This window comes from Nocardia sp. alder85J, from assembly GCF_020176955.2.
GTDB lineage: Bacteria > Actinomycetota > Actinomycetes > Mycobacteriales > Mycobacteriaceae > Nocardia.
The window spans coordinates 93,773-110,278 of record NZ_JAIUCZ020000012.1 but is presented as its reverse complement, the minus strand read 5'-3'; the positions used below and the strand labels follow the sequence as shown (position 1 = coordinate 110,278).

General features: G+C 71.2%; 17 protein-coding genes. All 17 read left to right on the top strand.

The window, feature by feature from the left end:
• Positions 1-50: 50 nt before the first annotated feature.
• Positions 51-1,010, top strand: a complete 960-nt coding sequence (locus tag LBW94_RS35915) for a hypothetical protein (protein WP_225057005.1) — start codon at positions 51-53, stop codon at positions 1,008-1,010.
• A 48-nt stretch (positions 1,011-1,058) separates the two neighbouring features.
• Positions 1,059-1,187 (top strand): hypothetical protein, encoded by a 129-nt coding sequence (locus tag LBW94_RS35910; RefSeq protein WP_255634056.1) that lies wholly within the window; start codon positions 1,059-1,061, stop codon positions 1,185-1,187.
• 37 nt (positions 1,188-1,224) lie between these two features.
• Positions 1,225-1,383 carry a hypothetical protein gene (locus LBW94_RS35905; RefSeq protein WP_225057004.1) on the top strand — a complete coding sequence of 53 codons (159 nt, stop codon included), beginning with the start codon at positions 1,225-1,227 and terminating at the stop codon, positions 1,381-1,383.
• A 166-nt stretch (positions 1,384-1,549) separates the two neighbouring features.
• Positions 1,550-1,939 carry a hypothetical protein gene (locus tag LBW94_RS35900; RefSeq protein WP_225057003.1) on the top strand — a complete coding sequence of 130 codons (390 nt, stop codon included), beginning with the start codon at positions 1,550-1,552 and terminating at the stop codon, positions 1,937-1,939.
• 121 nt (positions 1,940-2,060) lie between these two features.
• Positions 2,061-2,909 (top strand): SAM-dependent methyltransferase, encoded by an 849-nt coding sequence (locus LBW94_RS35895; protein ID WP_225057002.1) that lies wholly within the window; start codon positions 2,061-2,063, stop codon positions 2,907-2,909.
• A complete protein-coding gene (locus tag LBW94_RS35890; protein WP_225057001.1) occupies positions 2,906-4,117 on the top strand; it encodes a helix-turn-helix domain-containing protein in 1,212 nt (403 codons plus the stop codon). Before LBW94_RS35895 ends, LBW94_RS35890 begins: the two co-directional genes overlap by 4 nt.
• A complete protein-coding gene (locus LBW94_RS35885) occupies positions 4,114-5,010 on the top strand; it encodes an aminoglycoside phosphotransferase family protein (protein WP_225057000.1) in 897 nt (298 codons plus the stop codon). Before LBW94_RS35890 ends, LBW94_RS35885 begins: the two co-directional genes overlap by 4 nt.
• Before the next feature lie 587 nt (positions 5,011-5,597).
• The gene (locus LBW94_RS35880; protein ID WP_225056999.1) at positions 5,598-6,032 is read left to right on the top strand and encodes a hypothetical protein; all 435 of its coding nucleotides are present in this window, start codon (positions 5,598-5,600) and stop codon (positions 6,030-6,032) included.
• 71 nt (positions 6,033-6,103) lie between these two features.
• A complete protein-coding gene (locus LBW94_RS35875) occupies positions 6,104-7,435 on the top strand; it encodes a cytochrome P450 (RefSeq protein WP_225056998.1) in 1,332 nt (443 codons plus the stop codon).
• A gap of 19 nt (positions 7,436-7,454) precedes the next feature.
• Entirely contained in the window at positions 7,455-8,738 is a 1,284-nt protein-coding gene (locus LBW94_RS35870; RefSeq protein ID WP_225056997.1) for a cytochrome P450, read from the top strand.
• Positions 8,735-9,247 carry a hypothetical protein gene (locus LBW94_RS35865; protein WP_225056996.1) on the top strand — a complete coding sequence of 171 codons (513 nt, stop codon included), beginning with the start codon at positions 8,735-8,737 and terminating at the stop codon, positions 9,245-9,247. The genes LBW94_RS35870 and LBW94_RS35865 overlap by 4 nt, the downstream gene beginning before the upstream one ends.
• A 99-nt stretch (positions 9,248-9,346) precedes the next feature.
• Positions 9,347-11,131 carry an acyl-CoA dehydrogenase family protein gene (locus LBW94_RS35860; RefSeq protein ID WP_225056995.1) on the top strand — a complete coding sequence of 595 codons (1,785 nt, stop codon included), beginning with the start codon at positions 9,347-9,349 and terminating at the stop codon, positions 11,129-11,131.
• Positions 11,132-11,389: 258 nt separating this feature from the next.
• A complete protein-coding gene (locus LBW94_RS35855; protein ID WP_225056994.1) occupies positions 11,390-12,235 on the top strand; it encodes an SAM-dependent methyltransferase in 846 nt (281 codons plus the stop codon).
• 4 nt (positions 12,236-12,239) lie between these two features.
• Entirely contained in the window at positions 12,240-13,253 is a 1,014-nt protein-coding gene (locus tag LBW94_RS35850) for a nucleoside hydrolase (protein ID WP_225056993.1), read from the top strand.
• A 62-nt stretch (positions 13,254-13,315) separates the two neighbouring features.
• Entirely contained in the window at positions 13,316-14,050 is a 735-nt protein-coding gene (locus LBW94_RS35845; RefSeq protein WP_225056992.1) for a histidine phosphatase family protein, read from the top strand.
• A 28-nt stretch (positions 14,051-14,078) separates the two neighbouring features.
• Positions 14,079-15,359, top strand: coding sequence for a class I SAM-dependent methyltransferase (locus LBW94_RS35840; RefSeq protein ID WP_225056991.1), 1,281 nt, complete (start codon positions 14,079-14,081; stop codon positions 15,357-15,359).
• 76 nt (positions 15,360-15,435) lie between these two features.
• Positions 15,436-16,359, top strand: a complete 924-nt coding sequence (locus LBW94_RS35835; protein ID WP_225056990.1) for an NAD-dependent epimerase/dehydratase family protein — start codon at positions 15,436-15,438, stop codon at positions 16,357-16,359.
• The last annotated feature ends 147 nt before the right edge of the window (positions 16,360-16,506 follow it).

Below are 16,506 nucleotides of genomic sequence, written 5' to 3'. Positions count from 1 at the left end.
ACAGGCCACCACAAGTAGCCCACCCCTTCGAGCCCTGAACGAGGACCTCTGTGCCCCCTCTCCTCGCCACGCCCCCGACAGGCATCACGGAACGAACCCAGCCGTACCCCGGCACCGATCGCAAAAGCGACGACCCGGTGTACGTGCTCGTCGTCGACCTCGGGTGGAATCCCGACGCAGCCGTGACTCTGGCCCTGGCCACACGCCTGATCACAGAACCGGGACAACTGCTGGTTCTGGCCGCCCACGACCCCGACGGCCGACGCACCCAACTCGCGCGGAAACTGTTGCGGCGGCTCGGCCGTGAGGACGTCCCCGTCATCGCCGGCATACCGACGAACTCCGGCAACGACCACCGCTTCCTGATGGACCACTGGGTCCGGGCAGAACCGCAAGAAGCTTCCGCGGACCTGGACCTGATCATCCAGATCTGCGCCACCCACGCCGGGCCGGTGCACTGGGTCGGCGCCGGCGCGATGACCGACCTGGCCGAGATCATCTGCGGCAGACCACCCCTCGCCGACCGAATGACCGTCACCCAGCTCAGCGGCCGAATCGACGACCACTCAGGCGATGAGCACGCATCCGCCGCGGAGGCCCTGGATCTGGACCCGGTCTCCACTGGGCTGGCGATCCGGCTGACACGGGCTCGCCTGCTGCTCCGCAACCACACCGATCATCCGGCGCTGCAAGTGACCGAGCGGACCCCGTTGTATACAGGCATGTCGGCACCCGGCGCGCCCTCGTGGGCGCAGGAGATCGCCGAGCACTACAACACCTGCTTCCGGTACCTGGACAGGCAGGAAAGCACCGCGTGCAGTCTCATTCGCGCACCTCTGGTACTGGGAGCGGCGCTGGGCGAGTCGTTCGTCACGTTCCGACCCGAGCGGGTGCACGTCGCCCAAGACGCCTCCCTGCGCCGCAGCCCCCTCGGCGTGACGCTCCAAGTCACCGGCCACATCGACTACGGATCCGCGATCGGCTGGCTGCACGAATGCCTCGGGATCTGACATCACAAGCACTGCACTGCAACCTGACCGATTTGGAGGAGCCCCCTGGTGACCGACCACCGGGTGTCGAAGAACCCCGAGGACGTCTCCGCCCGCCCCGACACCCTCCTCACCCCCGGACATCCGCTACCCATCGACCAGTACCCGCCGTCGCGATTTCGATGGCGACGAGCATGAAAGTTGTTGCACACCAACAGAACAGAAAGGAAATTGCGTGAAGGTTAGGCTTGTCACGGTGGCGCTGGTGATCTGGGCGTTGCTGTTGTGCGCGTTCCAGATCTCCGAGATCGTGAGGGCCGTCCGTGACCTCCGCGACGCATTGAACGGCAGCGTTTCGCGGGCACCACGGCCGGAGGTGGCCGATGCCGGGTGACGCGGTCCGGGCTTGCGATCGGCAGACCGCACCCGAGGTCGCGATGGACCGGTCGTGCACGGCCGAAGAATGCGCGCGGCGATATCGCTGCGCGTATGGCTTTGCCGCCGAGGTGGATTCGCGTGGCCGGATCGTCGTGTGTGCGGGGCCGGTCGGGGCGGTCCTGATGCCGAGGCCGCTGGGCGTCTCGGTGGTCACCGCGCTGTGTGACAGCGGCCGGCCCGTCCCGGCTGTCTCCCACACCGCGTCGGTGGTCGCGCTGCTGACCGATTCCACGGCGGCGGAGACACCGCAGCGCAGCGGCAGGGTCGATACGGCGGCCGGAGTCCGTCAACGGCGGCTGTGGTGCCGGGGCGTGGTGTGGGTGCGAGGCGGGGCGCCGATCGTGCTGCCGTATCCCGGTGATCCGCGGCGGCGGTGGCTGCAACCACCGAACGGGTCGACGATCACTGCCGGCGACGCCGCCATAGTGATCGCGGCCGCGATCGAGTCCGAGGAGGCCGCCGCCGCGGCACATGCGCGAGCCAACCGGCGGGAGCGCGTGCATGCCCGGTGACCACACGGCGGCACCAGCGGCGGTCTCACCGGAATACGCTGCACCGCCACAGGTTCCGGGCGAGGCTACGGCGCTGACCGTCTGCGACGACTGGACCGGTCCCGGGGGTGCTGTGTCGGGCGTGGGCGAGTTCGATGCCCAGAATGCCTGTGGTGCCCGTGTCCACGGGTACTTGCTGGGGCTGGGTAAGGACGCCTATCCCGCCGATCGTGCGGTGGCCGGGCGGATAACCGAGGACCCGCTGGCGCGGGGGTACCGGACCGCGGTCGGTGAGGCGCGGGAGTTCCTGCTGCGGGCGGTGCGGTGCCTGGTGGCCGACCACGGGGTGTCGCTGGTGGTCGAGCTCGGGTGCGGGATGCCGTGCGAGCCGAATGTCCATCAGGTCGCCCGGGAGGTACGCGCGGACACGCGGACGGTGTATGTCGATCACGACGATCTGGTCGTCACGCACGGCCGGGCGGTCCTGGCCGACCACCGCACCCGGATCGTGCACGCCGACCTGACCGACATCCCGACGTTGCGGGATCTGCTCGAACGTCTCACCGCAGGCGCCGGCCCGGTCGCGGTGTGCCTGTCGTCGGTGCTGGAATTCCTGCCCGACCCGGCCGCGGTACTCGACACCGTCGCTGTCGCGGTGCCTGCCGGGTCGTGGCTGGTGGTCAGCCACATCACCGACGACGACACGGTACCGGCCGCCCGGGCAGCGGCGCGGCTGCTCGGCGACGCGCAGATCAGGATGCGGCCGCGCTTCCCCGGCGAGATCGCAGGCCTGCTGTCCGGCTACCGGATGCTCGCCCCGGGGCTTGTCCCCCCGCACCACTGGCCGGATCTCCGCGCGCCCGACGGTCCCCGCCGGGCGGTCGACGGGCGCCGTTGGCGAGGTGCGCGATTGCGCCTCGTGCCGACGTCCGACGACGACGTGTGCTGTCTGGCCGGGGTCGGGCAGGTCCGGACGGGTGACAGCTGTTGACGACCACGGTGTTCGGCACCGAGTTGTCGCGGTGGCGGCAGCTGCGGGGCCTGTCGCGGCGGGAGCTGGGCCGGCTGGCACACTGCTCGCCGGAGTACGTGGGCTATCTCGAACGCGGTGGCAGGCTGCCGTCGTCGGAAGTGACCGCCGCGTTGGACGCGGCGCTCAGGGCCGGGGGGTCGTTGCTGGCCGCGGCAGCGCAGGCCGCCGTGCAGCAGCGTCTGCTGGCTGCGGCGCGGCAGTCCGCGCAGCTGGCGCAGTGGGCGGTGGACGAGCCGCCGGACACTGCGTCGCCGGAGGTACTGGGCCGCGAGATCGCGGCGATCGCACGGGATTATGTGCACCGACCCCCGCTTCCGCTGGTGGAACGGCTGATTCGGGTGCGCGACCGTATCCAGGTGGCGATGCGGCTGTGCCAGCATCCCCTCCGGCGCCGGGAGTTGTACTGGCTTGCTGCGGCAGCGGTCCAGCTGCTGGCGGAGCTGACCGACGATCTCACCGGCGATTCCGAGGCGGCGATGATCCACGCCCGCGCCGCCGCCCGGCTGGCGGAAGCAGCCGGTGACCCGTCGCTGCAAGCGTGGGTCGCCGGCACCGCCGCGCTGATCGAGGAGTGGCGGCCGGCACCGCGCACGGCGCTGGCGCTGCTCGACGACGCCGTGGCGACGGCACCGCGGGGACAGCGGGTGAGGTTGTATGCGCTGGAGGCGCGCACCGCTGCCCGTGCCGGTGACACCGGCCGGGCCCGCGCCGCCGCGGAGCGTGCCGTGGACGGGGCACAGGAATCCGCGTCCGGCACCGAGCTGGCCGTCGGTGGCGTGATGAGCTTTCCGACCGCGAAGCTGGCGTTCTATCTCGGCGACGCGTATCACGGGATCGGTGATCACCGGCAGGCGCGGCGGTGGTCGTCGGCGGCGGTCGCCGGTTACACCGACGGGCCCGCCGATCAGCGATCCTACGGTGACCAAGCACTGGCACAGCTGACGATCGCCTTGTCGCTGCTGGCGACAGGCGACGCCGACGACGCCGCCGAGGTCCTCATCCCGGTCCTGAAACTTCCCCCCGAACACCGGATCTCCCCCATCATGGGCAGGATGGGTATCGTCACCGCCGCGCTGCGGGACCGTCGTTACGCCGGCTCCCCCACCGCGCAGAATCTCGACGCCGTGGTCACCGGCTACCTCGCCGGTCCGCCGGTGACCCGGTGACGTCCGGGCCCGGCACCGAGGACGTCCTCGCCGTCGCGTGCGCGCGAGCGGGCCTGGATCCCGCCGGTGCCCGGCTGATCCGGGCCCACTCCAACGCGGTATATCTGCTCGCCGGGCCGCAGGTGGTCGTGCGGATCAGCGGCAACGAGCACCTGGGGCTGCGCGCACACGCCGCGGTCGCGATCACCGGATGGCTGGCCGGCCACGGTATCCCGGTCACCGAACCGGTGCACGAGCCGATCGACATCGGCACCTCCACGGTCACGTTCTGGCGGTACCACCCACAGCACGGGCGTGGCGAGCCGCCGATGGCGGCCCTCGCGGTCATCCTGCGGCAGCTGCACGCACTGCCGCCCCCGCCGTTCACGCTGCCGCCCTGGCCGCCGCTGGCGGGATTCACCGCGACCCTGCACACACCCCTGTACCGGCGGGCACTGCCGGACACGGACCTGAGCTGGCTGGCAGGCCACGCCGACGACCTGCTGACGCGCTACCAGCAGGCCGGCACGCTTCTGGGCGCCGGTCTCATCCACGCCGACGCCTACCCCGGCAACTGCCTGTGGGCCGACGGTGACCGGGTCGTCCTCGGCGACTGGGACGAAGTGTGCTTCGGCGCGCGGGAACTGGACCTCATCCCCACCTGCCACGAACGACGCTACGGCGCCAGCGAGGCCGAGATCGCCGCCTTCCTCGACACCTACGGCCTGCCCGCCGCCGAATTCCACGCCTGGCCCGGGTTCGCGGTGCTGTTCGGGATCCGGGACCTGCACACCCTCACCGGCTACTGGCGCCGCGCCGCCGGCGGCGATACTCGCGCTGCCACCGAGCTGCGTCACCGCCTCGATACCCTCCGCGATCCCACCGCCCCCACGGGCACCTGGCGCTCGGCCTGAACTTCCCCCACCGACCTCGCGCACGGCACCGGCCGCACGGCGTCACGCGATCGGGGCCCTCACCCACACCCCGTAGTGCAGCGGAAATCAGCCACTCCAGGCTCTGTGGAACTCGAATTCCCGACTGTGACCAGCACGAAAAGAACTTGGACAACCGATATTAACGGTGCCGGGTCTTGCCGTGCGCATGCAGTGGCCCGAAGATGGAACCACGCCGGAATCGACTTCTCCGGATCGTAATCTCTTCCACCCCAACATTATTCGCGTTGCTTCCTGGTGCCGAATTCGCTGCGGCGCGGCACCGGCCGGGACGCGGTGATGTCTCGCGCCCGGACCACGAGAAGGAGCGTGCCGATGCCCGATACCGGTTGGCTGTCACCGGACGAGCGGGATCTGCTGAGGCAGCGTGCCTGCACGGCACCGCTGGAGGCATCTCTGTCCGGAGCGGCAGCGAGCATGCTGGCAGCGTTGCACGCCGGGCACGGCCCGGCGTGTGTGCAGAAGCTGGCCGGCACGGCCGCGGCGCGGACTCGCCACCCTACCTACTCCGAACATGGTACAGGGCACAGTATTTCGGATGCAGCGGCGTGACCGGCGCGATGGTGGTGCCGCCGTGGCCGGACGCGTCCGCGGTGATCGAGGCAGCCCGGACGGCACTGCGTGACGGTGCCGATGCCCCGGTCGGGCATCCGGTGCTGGGTCTGATCGCACGGTTGGTGGTGCAGTACCGCGATGCCGCGGACGCTGCGGTGCGCGACGGCTCTCCGCCGGTGATTCTGCGCTGCGCGCAGCCCGATCCAGGCCCGGTCACCACCATCGGTCACTCCGAGCTCCAGGTGGTCGCCGACATCGACGGTGCGGCGGCGGCCGCGGGTATCGCGGGCAGGCCCGGGATCCTGGCCGCCCGGGTGGCGTACTTCGTCGTCCACGCGGCACCGGGCTGCGCCAACGCGCTGGTGACCGCTGCCCGCGCCTACGACACCTGCCTGTCGCGCACCACCGACGTGATCGTGCCGGCCTGACCCTGTCCTCCCTCGCCCGCACGGACCCGTCCCGGGTCCGCGAAAGTGACCTGTCTTCCTGGAGCCGATCGGTGACCCTCCCGCCTGCTGTCCCGACTTCGACCGACCCACCGCCGGACATCCGGTGCCCGCTGGCCGGTGCGCACTTCGCCGCGGACCCCGCGACCGCCTACACGAGCCTGCGCGACGGCGGGCTGGGTGCCGCAGTGACCGCCGCCGGGCTACCGGTGACCGTCGTCACCGGCCGGGCAGCGGTGATGGCGGTCCTCGACAACGAGGGCCGCTTCCCAGCCGACCCTATGGACACCCAGCCGTGGGTTCACCGCTATCCGTTGCCGGCGCCGGCCCGGCGCTGGCGTGCGGATGTGCGGCACACCTCCGGAGCGCACCATGAGCGGCTGCGCCGTGCGATTCACGACGCCCTCACCGGCGTCGACCAGTTCGCACTAGCGGCCGCCGCCGAGACGCGGGCAGCCGAACTGATCTCAGGCTTCCCCGCCGACGGCGCAGATCTGGTCCTGCGGTACGCGTTTCCCCTGGTCATAGACATATTCGCGCCGATGATCGGGTTGCCCGGCGCCGGTGAGCCGGGATCGGAGGCACGGGCACGCCTCGAAAACGAGCTGTGGATGCTGCGGGGCGCGGAGTCCACCGAGCCCGCCCACCAGGGGTTGGTGGACATCGCGCTCGAGGTCGTCGCCGAGCGCCGGGGTGCACCGCGCCGGCCGGATGTGCTCTCGCGACTGCTGGACCATCCCGCCGTGCTGACCGACATCGAGGTGGCACACCAGGTGGCGATGCTCTACTCCACCGGTGCCGCCGCGGTGGTGGATCTGATCGCGGGCACGCTGTTGCAGATCCTGGGTTACGACCGCGCCGACCTCGGCGAGCGGGTGTTCAGCGGCAGCCTGCTGCCCCAGGATGCCGCCGAGTACACGCTGCGGACCCACCCGCCGGTGGCGATCGCCGGTCCGCGATGGCCGACCGGAGAGCACTTCCTCCACACCACCGCCGGTGCCGACCTGATCCGGGTACCCGCGTGGTATCCGGTCCTGGCCAGTCTGGCGGCCGCCAACACCGATCCCGGCCCGCCCGCGATCACAGTTACCGGCGACGAGGACCCCAGCGCTGCTGTGCCCGCCCTCCCCCGCGACGAGGACCCGCTCGACCGCCGCGATCACCTGGGGTGGGGCGCCGGCGTGCACGCCTGTCCCGTCCCCGCCCGTGACCTCGCGATGATCCTCGCCGCGGCCGCTGTCACGCAGTTGCAGGACCTCGGACCCTCCGACATCGCACTGGCCGTGCGGCCTTCCCAGGTGCTCTGGGTCGCCGATCCGGCCCGGTGCACCCTCGCCTCCCTGCCCGTCACCTTCCCGCCCCGCAGCGCTCCCAGAGCCTGTTGATCCTGCAAAGGACCGATCTGTGCCGTCACCACCTGCCACCTCGTCGCACCTGCACGACCTCAATTCCTTCCCGCTGTACACACCCGACTTCGCGAACGATCCGCACGCGTCCTACCGGCTGATGCGCGGCCGTAAGGGACAGCGGCAGGTAGTGCTGGTGGAGCTGTCGCCGGGAGTCCCCGCCGCGCTGGTGATCGGCTATCGGACCGCGGTGGAAGTCCTGAACAAACCGGAGTCGTTCCCGGCCGATCCACGCGAATGGCAGAAGACCGTGCCGCGATCGTGCCCGTTACTGCCGATGCTGGAGTGGCGCCCGAACGCGTTGCGCAGCACCGGCATCGAACACACCCGGTACCGGCTAGCCACGCAAGCGGCCCTGGCCGGTGTCAACCTCCATCGACTGCGCGGTCAGGTGATCGCCGGGTCCACCGCGGCGATCCGCGAGTTCTGCGGACGCGGCCTGACCAACCGGGTGCGCGGGCACGCCGACCTCGTCAACGACTACGCACTGCCGACCGTGTTCCAGGTGCTCAACACGATGATGGGGTGCAACAGCGAGACCGGGAGCAAGGTGCAGACGGCGATGGCGGCGATGTTCGACGCCACCGACACCGACCGCGTCAACCGCGACCTCACCAGCGCACTGCTGGAACTGATCTGGGACAAGAAGGACAGCCCCGGCGACGACATCACCACCCGGCTGGTCCGGCACGAGCCACGCCTGGACGACACCGAGCTGGTTCATCAGCTAGTCACCCTCTACGGCGCCACGATCGAACCGCTCACCTCGCTGGTGACCCTCATGCTGCGGCTGCACCTCACCGACAGCGGGTTCCTCACCAGCCACACCAGCGCGACCGGCCACACCATTATGGGAAAGACGGTCAGCGCCAGTTACGACACGATCCTGTCCACCGATCCGCCGATGGCCAACTACTGCGTCTCCTATCCCCTGTACCCGGTCCGTGTCGGGGGCGTGTGGGTGCCCGCGCACACCCCGGTGGTCATCAGCCTCGCCGCCACGACCACCGACCCCGCTGTCGCCGCCGGCGGCCCCGGCACCACGAGCGGGACCCTGGCGTTCTCCACCGGCCCGCACGGCTGTCCCACCGCCGCCCGCGACATCACCAAGATCACCGCGGTGGCTATGGTCGAGACCCTGCTCGACGCCCTCCCCGACGCCGCCCTCGCGGTCGCCCCCGAGGTCCTGCACTGGCGCGCCGGCCCGTTCGCCCGCCAGCTCGCCGCGCTGCCTGTGCACTTCTCCCCGCTTCCTCCCCATCGTCTCCGGGAGTACCGATGACCACCACCGCCCCACAACTGGCACTGGGCGCCCACGTCGCGCACCCTGTGCTGGAGATCCTGTTCACCGGCTACCCGGACCCGGCCCGCCGGGCATTCCCCGGCGTCGCGCCGGGTGTGGACCCGGCTGCCACGGACACGCTGCACGCCGCAGTGCATGCGGCGAAGGTGCGGGCCCGCAGTCCGTTCGGTGGCCGCTTCGAGGGTTTGACGCTGTGCGACGTGTTCACCATCCCTGTCGATCCCAGCGATCACGCGTTTTTCACCGGTCCGGGCCCGGCGATGGCCGAGGCGGTCCGCGCCGCCGCCGCACAACCACACCACAACGCCCGCTGGGGGTGCGACTTCGACGCGCTGGCCGCCGCCTGTGCCTGGTGGGCCCCGCAGGAGGCATTCGTGGTGCGGGACGCGATCAGCGCCTGGCATCGCATCGACGGTGAACCGGTGACGGTGCTCCACACCGTCGGGCTGTGCCCGTGCCCGGACCGGACCGGACCGCGGTGCCCCTGACCATTTCCTCCCCGCTCCACCCGCTCCACCTCGTTTCACCCCGATCCGGCGCTCCGCACCAGCACACGGCGCACCGGCGGCCAGAAAGGCAGCAGTGTCATGACCGCACTCCGTGATACGCACACCTCCACGATCACCGCTCTGCGCACGGCGCTGTCCGGACCCGACCCCGACGCTCTGCGACGGCAGGTCCGCGACGTCGTGACCGGATTCAACGACACCCACCGGCTCACCGACTCCCCCGCCGACCGGGCCGCCCTCGGCCGGGCACTGCTGCCACAGGTACTGGCCAGGCTGCCGCTGCCCGGCCGGGAACTGGCCTCCAGCCCGCGATGGCTGGCTGCCCTGTATCGCGAGACGGCCGTGCACCTGCCGACGGTGATGCCACTGTTGTCCGGGCAGCTACCGCTGGTCCAGCAGGCGATCCGGACACTGGGCGGCCCGGACCACGACTCGTACCTGGAGGCTCTCGACACCGGCGCCCTGGGGGTTCTGCTGGTCACCGAAACCGCGGGAACCAACGGCAACAACTGCCGCACCGTCGCCGACTACGACCCCGCCACCGACCGGCTGCTGCTCACCACACCCGACGTCGCCGCCGAGAAGTTCGGTGGCAACGTCGCCGACCACGGACCGCAGATCGTCGCCGTCAGCGCCCGGCTGCGCATCGGCGGACGCGACGAGGGCCTGTTCCTGTTCCTGCTGACACTGCGCACCGCTGCCGGGCTGGCCGACGGTGTGCGAGTGACCCCGCTGGGCCCGAAAGCCGGCTCCGGGATGCACCACGCCCGCATCAGCTTCGACCACTGCCCTCTTCCGCGGGAGGCGATGCTGGGCGGGGACTGGGCCCGCCTGACCCCCGACGGCGAATTGCTCTGCGACGTCCCTGTTCCCGACCGCTTCCGGCGATCGGTGGCCGTCCTCGACGACGGCCGGCTGCACCTGTCGCTGGCCGCCTCCGCAGCCGCCGGCGCCGCACTGGTCGGGCTCGGGAACTGGGCACCGCAACGCCGGCCGGGCACCACCCGTATGTCCGACCGGCCCTGCGTGCAGCAGCAACTGGTGACCGCGCTGGCGGCGGTGTACGCGACCAGTGCGCTGTCCCAGCGCCTGCTCGACATGCGCGCCGACGGGCACCCGGACTGGTCGGGCCTGTGGCCGATGATCGCCAAACCGATCACCGTCGACACCGCCACCCGCACCCTGACGACCGTCCGGTACCGCACCGGCATCCACGGCACCCTGCTGACCAACCTGATCGCCTCGTGGCTGCTCAACGCCGACTGCTCCGTCACCGCCGAAGGCGACAACGAGATCCTCACCATCACCGGCGGCTACCGGCTCACCCACCGCGGCGCACCCCTGACACTGCCGGGCACACCCACCGGCCTGCCTCCCTACATCACCACGCTCACCGACCGCGAACACGCGCTGCGCGAAGCCGTGCGCACCGGCGAGTACCGCGGTGCCGGACCGGTCCTCGGAGGCGACGGCGCCGCGATGGCGCTGGCCGTCACCACCGGGCAGCGACTGGCCGCCACCGCGCTGCTGATCGCCGCCGACACCACCGGTGACGACCACGCCCGGGACCTGCTCACCACGCTCGCCGCCGCCTACGCCCACCGCTGCCTCTACGAGGACGCCGCCTGGTACACCAGCCGCGGCCACCAGAGCGCCGACCAGGTCACCACCATCGAGGACACCCTCGTCGACCTCCACCAGCAACTGCTGGACCACCTGCCCCCGCTGCTGGCCGCGTTCGACGTCGGCGAGATCACCGGCGCACCGATCTTCGCCGACGACTACCTCGCCGCCATCGCCGACGGCGCCGCCGACGACCACACCGCCCGCTACGGCGACCCCGACGACTGCCCCTGGCCATAGCTCGCCGGAGACCGACCACCGCGGCGCTGCGGCGAACCCGCTCAAGTTCCGCCGTATCGCCGCGCTCCCACCGGTGTCCCTGCACCGCCCCCCTCGAGAGCCGGGGCATCAGGGTCCGGGAACACACACCTGCCGCCCTTCAGGTGTCCCGGCGCCCCGGCTCACCACCACAGTCCCGGAATCAGCGACCCGGCCACCACCGTGTGGAACTGGCCGATCGCTCGGTCACCCACCACCTCTCGACGGACACGAAAGTTCATGGACGACAACACCTTCCACGGCCGCGAGCTCGACGCCAGCCGACCGTCGGCGGCCAGGATCTACCATTACCTGCTCACCGGGGAAGCACCGTTCGGTGTCGACCGGCTCGAAGGCGACCGGCTGATCGAGATCACCCCCGGCGCCGACGTGATCGCCCACGCCAACCGCGCCTTCCTGACCCGGGCGGTCACCTACATGGCCCGCCACGGCATCGGCCAGTTCCTCGACATCGGGTCCGGATTCCCCGCCGCCGGCAACACCCACGAGATCGCCCGCACGATCGTCGCGGCAGCCCGCACCGTGTACGTCGACAACGACCTCGACGCCGTCGAACGCTCCCACGACCTGCTCGCCGGTCAGCAGGTCCTGGACACCACCGCGATCATCTCCGAGGACCTGCGCCGCCCGCATCACATCCTCGACCACCCCACCACCACGTCACTGCTGGACTTCACCGCGCCGATCGGGGTACTGCTGGTCGCGGTCTGGCACTTCGTCCCCGACACCGACCACCCGCGCCGGATCATGGCCGCGCTGCGCGACCGGCTACCACCGGGCAGCTACATCGCGATCAGCCACGCCGCCACCGAACTCGACCACCACCTGCCCGGCGCCGCCACCGGTTTCGCCACCGCCTACAACGAACGGGTCGCCGACTCGATCACCTTCCGCGACCGTGCCGCGGTCACCGCACTGTTCGACGGCTTCAGCCTCGTCGAACCCGGTGTCACCTGGCTACCCGACTGGCACCCCGACCACCTCAGCGACCCCGCCGACCCGTGCCACTACGCCGGGCACGCCGGCATCGCGATCCTCGGCCACCCCCGGCCCCGGAGACGGTGAACACGTGAAAACCAGGCAACACATGAACGGCACCACCGGCGCCGGGGCCGCCCGGGCGGTGCTGCGGCGGCCGGCAGCGGCAGTCACGGCCCCCCGGCGGCCGGTCACCGCGGCGCGGCGGCACTACGACGCACTGTCGCTGCGCGACGCCCCGCTGATCATCTGCACCGACATCGGCGGCGACCCGGACGATGCGCTCGCACTCACCTGCGCCGCGCGCGGGCTCCCGCAGTTGGCCCTGGTACTCACCGCCGACGAGAACGCCGGACAGCGGGCACGGTTCGCACGGCATGTCCTCGATCTGCACGGATGCCACCATGTGCCCGTGGTCGCCGGCGCCGACCTCGGCAACACCCGCTGGTACTGCGTCGACGGACTGATCCCGGCCGACATCCCCGCGCAACCGGTGGACCTCGTGTCCGCGGTACAGGCGGTGTGCGCGGGCACCGACGGGCCCGTGCTCTGGGCCGGCCTGGGGCCGGTGACCAACCTGGACCAGGTCCTCACCGCCGTACCGGACCTGGCACAGCAACTGGTGATCACCCAGATGGGCGGCACTGTGGCCAACCCGGAATCCACACGCGCGGAACACAATCTCCGGCTCGACCCCGACGCCGCGCGCCGCGTGCTCGACCACGCACACCACCTCACACACCCCCTCACACTGGTGACCACCGACGTCACCGCCACCCCCGACACCCGCATCACCGCTGACCATCAGCTGTATCGGCGACTGTCCGACCCACACGCACCACGGTGGGCACGGATCCTCGGGTCACACCTGGACGGTTGGTACACCGGTCATCACGACGGCACCCACCCGCACGACCCACTCACCCTCACCGCCGCCGCGGGCCTGCCGTTCGTGCGGTGCGAACCCCGCACCGTCACCATCACCGCCGACGGTCACCTGCGCGAGGACCCCGCCGGCGGCCCGGTCCGGCTGTCCATCGGCGCCGACTACCCGAGTTTCAACCGCTGGCTCGACGACCACCTCAGCCCCGCCGCCCGCCCATGACCCGCAACCCCTCCCGACAGCGCATTGCCCTGCCGGACAACCCTTCACGAGAAACATCGCCCATGACGGGAACACCCATGACCATCACCGGCACCACCGCTGCCGACGTCACGCAGATCGACCTCGTCCGCCACGGACACTCCCACAGCAATTCCCTCCAGAAGATCCACGGGCCGCGACTGTGCCAGGGACTGACCGACATCGGCCGCGGGCAGGCCGCGCTGCTGGCGGACCGGATCCGCACCGAGCACACCGACACCGCCGTGACCGCCGTCTACTCGACCCCGCCCGCCCGCGCGCACCAGACCGCACAACCGATCGCCGACGCCCTCGGCCTCGAGGTCGAGTTCCTCGACCACTGGCGCTACCCCGAATACGGGTCCGCCGAAGGACGTGGGTGGGCCGAGGTATATGCCGGGCACCCCGCCGGGCACCCGGCCCTGGCCCCGGACCACCCGATCGCCGACGGCGCCGAAACCCATGCCCAGGTCCGTGCTGTGACACTGCAGGCGATCACCGAGCTCCTACGGCGGCATCGCGGCAAGCGCATGGTGCTCGCCGGTTCGACCGAGAACGTCCTCGCCGTGTACGACGTCCTGCTCGGCCTGCCCGCCGACGCGCGTATCCGGTGGAAACCCGCCGTCGGCCACACCAGCATCACCACCTTCTGCCTGCGCCACCCGTCGTGGTCACCGCTGCCCTGGCGCGCGGAACTGGTCCGCGCCAACGACATCGCACACCTGCCGGCCGCACAGCAGGCCGCCCGATTCCGGACACCGTCGGTACTGGGCGCGTGACCGCGGTCACCGCCGAAAGGACTCTCCCATGACCACCGCCCACACCGTAGGTGCCACCGCCGCACCCCCGCCGGGCGCTCCCGGCACCACCGCCGCCGGGTTCGACCATGTGCGGCCGTGGACACCGCGAGTACTCGCCGGTGTGCTCGACGCCGTCGGAGGCGACACCTGGTCACTGCTGGCCGCGCTGGTCCGCGACCCCGGATACGTGCCCGCGCACCGGCTGTGGGCCGCGGCCACGGAAATCGTGCCGGTCATGGAAGCACTGTGGATGCGCCGCGCGGTCCAGCACACACCGGTGTCCCCACTGCGGCGGCACCTGCCTCCCGTGTTCGCGGTGCTGGCCACCGGCACGAGCCTGCCGCGGCACCTGGCACCCTCGGCCGGGGCATGGTGCCTGGCCCGGCTGGCCACCTACGCCCACCACCTGCACCACCCCGGCGCCGACCCCCGCGCGCTGGCCCAGGCCGACAGAGCCTGGTCGATCGTCACCATGATCGACGACAGCCACCACACCACCGCCGGCCTCGCCGGGCACGAGCCGCCCAGCCACGTCACCGACACGATCACCGATCTCGCCACCACCCACCTGGCCGGCCGCGACGTCATCCAGCTCGGCGCGGGCACCGGGACCGTCGCCGCGCTGATCGCCGCGCACGCCCGCCGGCTCATCATCGCCGAGCCCTCACCCGCGGCCCGGAAGGCACTGGCCACCCACCTCGCCGACACCGTCGACGTCCACGCCGCAGACCCCATGCGGCTGGCCGGGATCCCCGACCACAACGCCGACGCCGTGCTCGACCACGGCGCGCTGGCCGTCACCGACTCACCAACCATCGCGATCACCGAAGCCGCCCGGGTGCTGCGCCCCGGCGGCCTCCTGATCGGTGTCCTTGCCCACCAGCGGCGGCCCCAGCCACTCACACGCCTGCACACCGCGTTCCGCACCGAACTGCACCGCCGCGGGCACCAGCGGCAGCGATTCGTCGACCCCGGCCACCGGCACCACATCGACTGGCTGACCAGCCACGGCATACCCACCCGGGTCACCACCGCCGCGACCTGGACCGAAACCCGGACCCTGGACCAGTACACCGACACCTGGCTCGACACCAGCGACCCCTACCTCCCCACCATCCCCACCACCACCCGCACCGCGGCACTCACCGGAGTGTGGCCGCGCCTCGGCCTGCCACGCCACCACCGCTGCACCACCGTGCACACCGTCACGGCCACCACCACAGCACTGGGCGGCGCCATCGACCGCCGGACACGATCCCCTGCCGCAGTCCTCACCCACCGGGACTGAGCAGCGCGCTGCACACCAGCGGCGGCACCGGAAACACTGCCGAGCCCGATACTTTCCACGATTACAGGAGACAGTCATGAGCAGCCATGTGGTCGTCACCGGCGGCACCGGGAGCCTCGGCAGCCGGGTGTGCGCCGCACTACTGAACGACGGCGCCCGGGTCACCGCCATCGACACCCTGTCACACGACCGGCGCACCAACCTCACCGCCCTCCGCCCCGACCCCCGGTTCAAGTTCCGGCACGCGGATATCACGACCACGGCCGCGTTCACCGGCCTGCAGGAGGTCACCGGCATCGTCCACCTGCCCGGCCCGACCGGCAGAGTCGAAAACGGCCCGGCGCCGCAGCTGCGCACCGCGGCCCTGAGCACCTTTCACGCCCTCGACCTCGCCGGACGACACCGTGCACGGATCGTGGTCACCTCCAGCAGCCACGTATACGACCCGCCGACGCTTCCGGACGGCCTCGATCACGACAGCGATCACGCCACCGCCGGTACCCGCACCGAGGGCCTGCGGTTCGTCGAGACCGTGACCGCGGCCTACCAGCACCGCGGTGTCGACGCCGTCATCGCACGGCCGTACACCGTGTACGGATCCGATGACGGCGGCCTGATCGCCCGGTTCTGCACCGCGGCGCTACGCGGTGACGTCCTGCCCGTCACCGACCCCCACCGGCTCTGGTATCCCGTACACATCGACGACGTCGCCGAAGGCCTGCTCGAGATACTCGCCAGCGACATGCCCGAACCGGTCGACCTCGGCATCGACCATGCCGCGATCACCACCGTCGAGCTGGCCGCACTGATCGTCGCCCTCGCCGGCAACGGCATCGTATCCGCCCCCGACACCGACACCACCGAGACCACAGGCCGCCGGCCCGACCTCACCGGGACCACCGCCCGCCTGGGCTGGGCACCCGCCACCGGCCTGCGCGACGGGCTACGCAGCACCCTGCACGCCACCCGCACCGTCCTCGACGGCAACCCGCCACGATAACCACACAGACCGGCCACACGCCCGCAGCGCCAGCGGACACCCGTCACCGGTGGCGGACCCCCGAGATCCGGCGATCACACCTCAGCAATCGGCAGTTCCTCGCCGGGGCGTGGTGTCCGGTAATCGGGGATCCGGACCGCCGGCAAG